Below are 257 nucleotides of genomic sequence, written 5' to 3'. Positions count from 1 at the left end.
CCTTTGCAATGTATCTGAACCCTAGCAAGTCAAGCGCCTTAAAGATCTCGACCTGTTTGTCGGTCAGCGTGATCTCGGGGTTCGCGTCAGACCATGCCTGCACACATCTGATGTGTTCGGGCGTAATCTCGTACAGTTCGCAGTGCAGCTCCGCAAGTGGACAGCCCGAGCACTCGTTGAACGTTCTGCATATGCGGACTGATTCGTGCACATATTCCAGCGTGTTATTACAGTTGTATTTCTTCATTGTGGTTTAC

1 protein-coding gene is annotated in these 257 nt (G+C 50.2%); it reads right to left on the bottom strand.

Annotation, left to right across the window (positions count from 1 at the left end):
• Positions 1 to 247 (bottom strand): hypothetical protein (locus tag LI114_RS13975; protein WP_227221163.1); only part of this gene is annotated, 247 nt, incomplete at its 3' end.
• Positions 248 to 257: the final 10 nt, after the last annotated feature.

This window comes from Ruminococcus sp. 210702-SL.1.03 (assembly GCF_020559915.1).
Taxonomy (GTDB): Bacteria; Bacillota; Clostridia; order Oscillospirales; family Ruminococcaceae; genus YE71.
The sequence above is the reverse complement of the archived record's forward strand: the minus strand, read 5'-3'. Positions and strand labels throughout refer to the sequence as shown.